This is a genomic window from Campylobacter bilis, assembly GCF_016806695.1.
Taxonomy (GTDB): Bacteria; Campylobacterota; Campylobacteria; order Campylobacterales; family Campylobacteraceae; genus Campylobacter_D; species Campylobacter_D bilis.
Genome location: NZ_WUED01000011.1, coordinates 41942 through 50822, shown reverse-complemented (window position 1 = coordinate 50822; position 8881 = coordinate 41942). Strand labels below are relative to the sequence as shown.

Below are 8881 nucleotides of genomic sequence, written 5' to 3'. Positions count from 1 at the left end.
CTTTTAAGCACTAAGGCTAGCTTTACTTGGTTTGAAGATTGGTTGCCTCATTTAAAGACTTCTTTAGAATTAGGTGCTAAGTTTTATGCCAATCCTAGTATAGCTTCTAAAGCACGCTTTGGAAGTGTAAAGGTAGAAGATGAGTTTGAATTAGCTAGAATACAAAGGTATTTAAGTACAGCTTTAATACTTCCTTTAAACCCTAGCTTTCATATGAGTATTAATTATAATACTATATCTTCTAAAGAAGGAACGAGTCATACAGCCTTTGCACAGTTTAATTATTTGTGGTAGGAGAGTAAGTTAAAAGAGTAAGAGAGCTTATAGGAAGATTGAAGGCTAGGAAGTAAAGAAAAGAGTTAAAAGGTTAAAAGGGTTAGGAAGATTTGTATCTTAAAATCTTATTTTTTTAATTTTTTAATTATGGATGGTTATATAAAAATCAAAGTATATGGTGTCAAGGGGGAGACTTGAACTCCCGACCTCCGGCTTATGAGACCAGCGCTCTAACCAGCTGAGCTACCCTGACTTGTAAGAATAATTAAGTAAGATATAATTATACTACAATTTACTAAAATTTTTCTGATTTAAAAAAATCTTGTTTTTAATGCAAAAAATAAACTTACAAAATTTGCTTCATTTTTAAAACTTTTTAGATATAATAAAAGCACTTTTGTAGACAGGTGTCCGAGTGGTTGAAGGAGCACGCCTGGAACGCGTGTAAAGTGTAAGCTTTCGAGGGTTCAAATCCCTTCCTGTCTGCCATAAAATAATTTTTAAGCCAAATAAGCTATAATGTCGTTCGTGATTTGGGGCATTAGCTCAGCCGGGAGAGCACAACGCTGGCAGCGTTGGGGTCAGCGGTTCGAACCCGCTATGCTCCACCATGGGTTCCGTAACTCAGTTGGTTAGAGTGCTACCTTGACATGGTAGTGGTCGTTGGTTCAAGTCCAATCGGAACCACCATTTTAACTTCTTTAGTTTTTAAAAATCTTACTAATCCATAATAGTACAAAAATCACAAAGTGTTTTTAATAAAATTGTAAAATTTTAAACCAAAAAACTTTTTGAATTTTTCTCATAGGTTTTGATTTGATCTTCATGCTGCAAGGTTAAAGCTATATGATCAAGGCCTTTTAAAAGACAAGTTCTACGGAATTCATCCAAATCAAAGGAAAAAATTTGATCCTTGAAAAACACCTTTTTCTCAAGCAAAGAAATTTCCATATTTTTATCTTTGGAATTTTTCAAGCTAGCTATGATGGTATCAACATCATCTTTAGCAAGCTCTATAGTAAGCAAACCATTGCCCAAAGCATTGTTTTTAAAAATATCTGCAAAAGAAGGTGCAATAATAGCTCTAATACCATAATCAACCAAAGCCCAAGGCGCATGCTCTCTTGAAGAACCGCTACCAAAATTTTCAAAACTCACTAATATAGAGGCATTTTGGTATTCTTTTTTATTAAGATTAAAATCAGGATTTAAAACACTTTCTTTATCATCTAAATAACGCAAATCATGAAATAAATGCTTGCCAAAACCTTGCTTTGACACAGCAAGCAAAAACTGCTTAGGGATGATTTGATCAGTGTCTATATTAGCATATTCTAAAGGACATGCTATGCCTTTGTGTAGAGTGAATTTTTGCATATTACGCTCCTAAATATTTTCTATTATCACAAATAACGCCTTCTATAGCACATGCAGCCGCACTTGCAGGACTCATTAAATGAGTGATAGAACCCTTGCCTTGTCTGCCTACAAAATTACGATTTGAAGTTGAGGCTACTCTTTGGCCTGCCTTTGCCTTATCATCATTCATGCCAAGACACATAGAACAGCCTGCATACCTCCACTCACAACCCGCATCAATAAAAATTTTATCAAGACCTAAATCCTGGGCTTGTTTTCTTACCTGCATAGACCCTGGTACTATTAAGACCTTGATATCTTTGTGAATTTTACGCCCTTTTAAAATCTCTGCAGCGATTTTAAGATCTTCTAAACGCCCATTTGTACAAGATCCTATAAAGACTATATCGATTTTCACCCCTTCTAGGCTTTGGTTTTGTTCTAAATTCACATAAGCTAAAGCATCTAGTAAGGATTTTTGATCGCTTTGTTTTTCAAAATCACTGGTTTTTGGTATCCTCTCATCTATAGAAATGACTTGAGAAGGATTGGTACCATAGCTGATTTGAGGCTTGATTTTGCTGGCATCAAGAATGAGGGTTTGATCATATTTTGCTCCTTCATCGCTTTTTAAACTCTTCCAATACTCAAGGTATTTATCAAACTCTTGTGCTTTAGGCGCGAATTCTCTGCCTTTAATATACTCAAAAGTAATTTCATCAGGGGCTATCATACCAACCTTAGCTCCAAATTCTATAGCCATATTGCAAAGCGTCATTCTAGCCTCCATGCTTAATGTATCTATAAGCTCTCCACAAAATTCTATGGCATAGCCTGTGCCTTTTGCTGTGCCGTATTTTGCTATTAGATACAAGATCAAATCTTTAGCATAAACTCCTTTTTGAAACTGTCCTTTGCATTCTATTTTCATGGTTTTAAGCTTGGCTTGCTTTAAAGTTTGCGTTGCCATGACATGCTCTACCTCACTCGTACCTATACCAAAGGCTAAAGCCCCAAAAGCACCATGTGTTGCAGTATGAGAATCTCCACAAACTAAAGTATGCCCTGGTAAAGTAAAGCCTAGTTCAGGACTTACTATATGGACTATGCCTTGATGCTTATCTCCAAGTCCTAAAAGCCTCACTCCAAATTCCTTAGTATTTTCCATCAAAGTGAGAATTTGCTCTTTTGCCATATCAGAACAAGCATTTAAATCCGTGCTTTTAGTCGAAACATCATGATCTATGGTGGCTAAAGTCAAATCCGATCTTGCCATTTTACGCTTGCTTGATTTAAGACCCCAAAATGCTTGTGGGCTTGTCACCTCATGGATTAAATGCCTATCGATATAGAGTGTGGGAAGCTCATTTTCACCTTGATAAACCACATGAGAATCAAACACCTTTTCATATAAAGTTTTAGCCATTTTTATTCTCCTTTAAAATTTCTAATATACAAGTGCCCATTTGATCGGTATTTAAATAAGACTTAACGTTTAAATCTTTAGTCATTTTTCCACGTTCTAAAGCCAAAAATACAGCATCTTCTATATCCTGTGCGGCCTGATTTTCTTTAAAACTATGCCTTAGCATCAAAGCTGTGCTTAAAATCTGTGCTATAGGATTGGCTATATTTAAATCCGCTATATCAGGCGCACTCCCACCTGCTGGTTCATAAAGGCCAAAGCCTTTATCATTTAAGCTAGCGGAACAAAGCAAACCCAAAGATCCATTAATAGCGGCTAATTCATCGCTTAAAATATCGCCAAAAAGATTAGAACAAAGCATCACATCAAAAATACTAGGATTTTTTATAATTTGCATGGCTGCATTATCTACATACATGTATTCTAAGCTTACATCTTGATACTGTTTGCTTATTTTTGCTACGACTTCACGCCATAAAATAGAACTTGCTAAAACATTAGCCTTATCGATTAAATGCACCTTTTTATTTCTTGTTTGTGCACTTTGAAAAGCAATGTGAGCTATTCTTTCTATCTCTTTTTTAGAATAAATCTCTGTATCATATGCACTTTCTTTGCCTAATTCTTGCTTACCAAAATAAATCCCCCCTGTAAGCTCTCTAACGCATAAAATATCTATGCCTTTTTGGATGATTTGCTCTTTTAAAGGCGAAGCGTGTTTTAAACTAGGGTGGATTTTACAAGGACGTAGGTTTGCAAATAAATTAAAATGCTTTCTCAAAGGCAAAAGCGAAGCCCTCTCAGGCCTTTTATCTACAGGCAAATCATCCCATTTAGGGCCACCCACACTCCCAAACAAAATCGCATCACTTCTCTCGCAAAGCCTTAAAGTCTCATCGCTTAAAGCTTCTCCACAAGCATCTATGCTTGCACCGCCTATCTTTGCTTCGTTTAATTCTAATTTAAAATCATATTTTTGTGCGATAAAAGTTAAAATTTTCAAAGCTTCTTGCATGATAGAAGGCCCTATGCCATCGCCTGGTAAAACTGCTATTTTATAAATTTTCACGCCATTTTCCTCTCTTGTACCTTTAAAGATCGATAAATAGCATTATAAGCGTTTATAAAAGCTTGGGCTGAAGCTTCTATGACATCTGTTGAAAGTCCTTTTCCATGGAATTTTCTCCCTTGAAATTCTAAATCCACATCCACTTGCCCTTGCGCATCTACGCCTGAACTTTTTGCATTAATACTATAAGCTTTTAAAACGCATTCTAAAGCAGTGATTCTCACTATACAATTAAACACCGCTTCAATAGGTCCATTTCCTGTGCAAGATTCGGTTTTTAACTCTCCTTGCATATTCAAACAAACACAAGCTGTCGGAATGCTTCCGCTAATGACATTTAATTTTTCAAGTTTTAATTCATGTTCTTGTGCATTTTCATAGCTTAAAAACATCAAAGCTTCTAAATCATAATCATACACTTGCCCTTTTTTATCCGCAAGCTTTAAAAAATTCTCATAAACATCATCTAAATCATAAGTATTTTCATGATAACCTAAATTTTCAAGGCAAGCTTTTATCATGGCTCTACCGCTTCTTGCTGTCATTAGCATACGATTGTCATAAAATCCTATGCTCTTAGGATTGATAATCTCATAAGTTTCTCTGTTTTTAAGCACTCCATCTTGATGGATGCCTGAACTGTGTGAAAAAGCATTGCTTCCAACTATAGCTTTGTGCGTTGGTATGCTTTCATTAGTAATGGCTGCAACCAATTTTGAAGTTTTAGCAATATTTTCGCATTTAATATCAGTATAAAAGCCCTTTAAATAATCTTTTCTAATCTTTATAGCCATTATAACTTCTTCTAAAGCACAATTGCCTGCCCTTTCTCCAAGCCCGTTTATAGTCCCTTCTATCTGTCTTGCACCCTCTAAAATAGCACTTAAACTATTGCCTGTTGCCATACCTAAATCATTGTGACAATGCACAGAAATAACAGCCTTATCTATATTTGGGACCCTATTAAATAAAGTTTTGATAATATTAGCAAACTCACCTGGTAAAGTATAGCCTACTGTATCAGGGATATTTATGGTTTTAGCTCCTGCTTTTATAGCATTTTCAACCATAAAGCAAAGATTATCTATAGGGGTTCTTCCAGCATCTTCACATGAAAACTCCACATCATCAGTATAAGATCTTGCTCTGGTTATAGCCTTTGTTGCCATGGCTAAAATTTCATTAAAATCTTTTTTCAATTTATCTTGTATATGTAAATTCGAAGTAGCAATAAAAGTATGGATTCTAAAATGAGAAGCCACTTTTAAAGCCTCATAAGCTGCATCTATATCTTTATCTAAAGCCCTACAAAGTGCGCAAACTGTAGAGTTTTTTACATTCAAAGCGATATTTTGCACGGCTTTAAAATCACCCTGAGAAGACACAGGAAAACCTGCTTCTATGACATCTACACCCAAATTTTCAAGTGCTAAGGCAATTTGTAATTTTTGATTGATATTTAAAGAAGTGCCTAAAGCTTGCTCGCCATCACGTAAAGTAGTATCAAAAATGATAATTTTATTATCTTTCATATATTTAATCCTTTTAGTAAAAATAAATCCAAATGAATTTAAAAATTCAAAAACTTAAAAACAATAATAAAAAATTGAGTAAAATTTAGTTTAGAGTAAAGGAGAGTTGCAGTAGCAGATTGAAAGTATGGTTTTTGCTTTGTTGATCTTTGATATAAATTGAATTTGAAATTTTAAATTTTGAAATTTCTTTCATCTTTTCCTCCTTTTGTTTCATAAAAATATTTCCTTTATAATGGCAATCTATCATATTTTAGTAAATGTATCTACAAAAAGTTCTTAAATTAAAAAATTATTGATATAATTGTAATGTTAAGTAACAAAAAAGGATATTTGATGTTAAAAGAACTTTTAGAAATCAAAAAAGAAATGGAACCTATCATCCATGAAGCCAATGTAAAATTAAATGTCCTAGCTCGTGAAGTAATAGTCCGTAAAAAAGAATATGAAATTTATGGTCCTATGATAGATCGTGTTTATATTGATAATGCCATTTATGTCAAAGTCATGGCAAGCGGACGCGATGCAAAAAGCGACAATGTACAAATTAAAAATGGTTTTTATATGGTCTTTGTCGCTCCAGAAAAAGAAAGCGCAAAAGATATTAAAAATAAACTCAAAGTCGCTTATGAAGGGCTTGATAATAAATTTATCGCCACTCTTATAAGATCTTGCCAACGCTTTAAAGAAATCATAAACAAAACCCAAGCCACCCTAGCTAAAGCCTCTAAAATGAATGTTTTAATTAAAACCAATTTAGGCGAAACAAGTGCGGCATTAAAATTCAACATCACCATAGAATATACCAAAGACAATCAAAAACTCACTCGCGAAAATTCAAAATCAGCAGGAAGTTTTAGAGACACTAAAACTCAAATCAATCTTGTAGTAGATAAAAACACAGATTCTCAAATCTGTGAAAAATTGCTCGATGATGTAGAAAAATACTTCATAGGTGGGGGTTGATCAATAATGCAAGTAAAACTCACATTAATTGATTTTAGAATTTATAATTATACCCTAAATACACACCATAATTTCTTTGCGTAGGATTATAAAGATTAGATCCTAGTCCGTTTTTGTCAAAATTTTTAGAATTATAGCTGATTTGCTCTGCTTTAAAGCCTAGTTCTATTTCATTATGCTGAGTTAACTCATACACAGCTCCTGCCTTAGCTCCGTATACAAAACCATCAAAATTACGCCCTAAAGATGAACGAAAAGCCTTTAAATCGATATTGGTTTTTGCATAGCCAGAATACACGCCTAAAAGCGCTCTTATTTTTTCAAAAAGCCTAGGAGTAAAATCATATCCTAATAAAAATTTATGCGTAGTAAAATCCCCTTCTATTTGATATTTTGAAATCGTAACTAAATCACTAAATTCATCAGAATAACTATAAGCAGAATAAATCCTATGAGTATCATTTAAACGATACCCTGCTCTTAGACCAAATGCAGGCATATTTCCTGACATATCTCCACTAAAAATTTTAACATTACTTGAATTTTTATGCTCAATATTACTTCTTACTTCAGAATGCATCCAAATCGCATCAGTTCCTATAAAAAATCCTGAATTTTCATCGGCCAAAGCTAGAGTTGAAAATAAACACATCCCAGTAGCAACACTTAATAATTTTCTATTCATAAATTTCTCCTTAAAAATTAAGTTTACAATCTAAAAAAATTAAACTTTTTAACATTGCGTAATTTCAAAAGCATAATACCATATTTATTTACAAAAAAATTAAATTTTTTGTAAATAAATACAAATATTTTAATCAATATCATTTTGGAACTACCATATCGCTACGGCATTCTATGATAGTATGGACATTCCCACGTGGGTTAAAATCCCCTACAACCTTAATCCATTTTGGTTTTAATTTATCCTTTAAGGTTGTATAAATCTCATTAATACTTGCTTCATGTGAAACATTTTTATATATAAAAGTATTAATATAAAGTTTTATTGCCTTTAATTCAACCACAAATTTATCAGGTATATACTCAAGATAAATCGTTGCAAAATCAGGATAACCCGAACGCGGACAATGACACATAAATTCAGGCAAAGTGATTTTTATAATATAATCATTCTTAGCATCATTGGGCCAAATTTCCATAGTATTTACATCAAATTCTTTGATTTGTTTCTCACCATAAAGCATGAGTTTTCCTTGAAATTAGAATTTTTATAAAATTATATAAAAATTACTTTTAGAATAATTGAAAAATAAGCTTTTATTTTAAAACTCCCCTATAAGATCAAATAAATTCTACTTAAAATCTTAGTATAATGACATTTTATCAAAGCACAAAAGGCGTACTTTGATAAACATCGTAATTAAGCCAATTTGAAAAAATAGTATTAGCATTAGAACGCCAATTGTATTTTATATTGCCATTTTTATCATAATAATTTTTAGCTTTTTGCATGCAATTATCCCTTAAGTATTCTTCATGCAAAGTATCTTTAAAATACTCTAAATGCCCTAAGATAAAAATATCCTTTTCATCTCTTAGTAAGGCTGGGCCGATTTTTTTATTTTTAAGTAAAATCTTTAATCTTCCTTGCTTTTCTAAGCATAGAATTTGTTTTTCATCCACACTAGAATGTCTTGAATGAGGCATTAAAACTTTTTCATCTAAATTAGTTAAAAGCAAATCAGGCATGATTTTATCATGTTTATAAACTCCAAAAATTTTCTCATTTAAACAGATCTTATCTACACCATAAAAATGTTTCAAAGCCGCCATAGCACCCCAACAAATATACACAGTACTAGTAACATTTAATCTTAAAAAATCAAAAATTTCTAATAATTCTTCCCAATAAGCAACTTTTTCAAAATCCATTTGCTCCACAGGTGCTCCAGTAACAATAGCCCCATCAAATCTATGCTTTTTACACTCTTTAATGCTTTTATAAAATTTTTCCAAATGAGTGATAGAAGTATTTTTACCCACATAAGTAGCAGTAGCTAAAAGTGTGATATTTACTTGCAAAGCAGAATTTGCAAGTAAACTTAAAATTTGATTTTCTGTTTCGATCTTCTTTGGCATAAGATTGATGATTAAAATCTCTTGTGGACGTATATCTTGATGCTTTGCTCTTTTTGATCCCATGATAAAAGCATGATCTTTTAAAAGTTCATAAGCTGGCATATTTTCTGGAATAATAAGTGGCATTTTTTCTCCTTTATCAAACAAAAA

At 32.8% G+C, this 8881-nt stretch carries 8 protein-coding genes, 4 tRNA genes and 1 pseudogene; 5 read left to right on the top strand and 8 right to left on the bottom strand.

What is annotated here, in order from left to right:
* A pseudogene (locus GRQ01_RS06255) lies at nt 1-294 on the top strand (autotransporter outer membrane beta-barrel domain-containing protein); the annotation flags it as partial.
* A gap of 158 nt (nt 295-452) precedes the next feature.
* Here the strand turns inward: GRQ01_RS06255 and GRQ01_RS06250 are convergent.
* A tRNA-Met gene (locus tag GRQ01_RS06250) sits at nt 453-529 on the bottom strand.
* Nucleotides 530-677: 148 nt separating this feature from the next.
* On the opposite strand from GRQ01_RS06250, the gene GRQ01_RS06245 reads away from it, so the two are divergent.
* The 3 genes from GRQ01_RS06245 (at nt 678) to GRQ01_RS06235 (ending at nt 966) form a co-directional block, all read left to right on the top strand.
* Nucleotides 678-765, top strand: a tRNA-Ser gene (locus GRQ01_RS06245).
* 46 nt (nt 766-811) lie between these two features.
* Nucleotides 812-887 (top strand) — tRNA-Ala (locus GRQ01_RS06240).
* A gap of 2 nt (nt 888-889) precedes the next feature.
* Nucleotides 890-966 (top strand) — tRNA-Val (locus GRQ01_RS06235).
* A gap of 84 nt (nt 967-1050) precedes the next feature.
* Here GRQ01_RS06235 and leuD read toward each other — a convergent pair.
* From leuD to leuA, 4 genes are read right to left on the bottom strand one after another with little or no spacing between them, the layout of a single operon-like run.
* Entirely contained in the window at nt 1051-1653 is a 603-nt protein-coding gene (leuD, locus tag GRQ01_RS06230) for a 3-isopropylmalate dehydratase small subunit (protein WP_158334923.1), read from the bottom strand.
* A gap of 1 nt (nt 1654) precedes the next feature.
* Nucleotides 1655-3067, bottom strand: a complete 1413-nt coding sequence (gene leuC, locus GRQ01_RS06225) for a 3-isopropylmalate dehydratase large subunit (protein WP_203121277.1) — start codon at nt 3065-3067, stop codon at nt 1655-1657.
* The gene (gene leuB, locus GRQ01_RS06220) at nt 3054-4130 is read right to left on the bottom strand and encodes a 3-isopropylmalate dehydrogenase (RefSeq protein WP_203121272.1); all 1077 of its coding nucleotides are present in this window, start codon (nt 4128-4130) and stop codon (nt 3054-3056) included. The genes leuC and leuB overlap by 14 nt, the downstream gene beginning before the upstream one ends.
* Entirely contained in the window at nt 4127-5662 is a 1536-nt protein-coding gene (leuA, locus tag GRQ01_RS06215; protein ID WP_158334921.1) for a 2-isopropylmalate synthase, read from the bottom strand. Before leuA ends, leuB begins: the two co-directional genes overlap by 4 nt.
* A 336-nt stretch (nt 5663-5998) precedes the next feature.
* On the opposite strand from leuA, the gene GRQ01_RS06210 reads away from it, so the two are divergent.
* Nucleotides 5999-6628: a hypothetical protein gene (locus tag GRQ01_RS06210; RefSeq protein WP_158334920.1), complete on the top strand. Its 630-nt coding sequence runs from the start codon at nt 5999-6001 to the stop codon at nt 6626-6628.
* Between the two features lie 34 nt (nt 6629-6662).
* Here GRQ01_RS06210 and GRQ01_RS06205 read toward each other — a convergent pair whose 3' ends face one another.
* The 3 genes from GRQ01_RS06205 to GRQ01_RS06195 form a co-directional block, all read right to left on the bottom strand.
* Entirely contained in the window at nt 6663-7313 is a 651-nt protein-coding gene (locus GRQ01_RS06205) for an outer membrane beta-barrel protein (protein WP_158334919.1), read from the bottom strand.
* 139 nt (nt 7314-7452) lie between these two features.
* On the bottom strand, nt 7453-7836 hold the full coding sequence (queF, locus tag GRQ01_RS06200) for a preQ(1) synthase (protein WP_158334918.1): 384 nt from the start codon (nt 7834-7836) through the stop codon (nt 7453-7455).
* A gap of 139 nt (nt 7837-7975) precedes the next feature.
* Nucleotides 7976-8857 carry a homoserine O-acetyltransferase/O-succinyltransferase family protein gene (locus tag GRQ01_RS06195; protein ID WP_158334917.1) on the bottom strand — a complete coding sequence of 294 codons (882 nt, stop codon included), beginning with the start codon at nt 8855-8857 and terminating at the stop codon, nt 7976-7978.
* Nucleotides 8858-8881 lie beyond the last annotated feature (24 nt).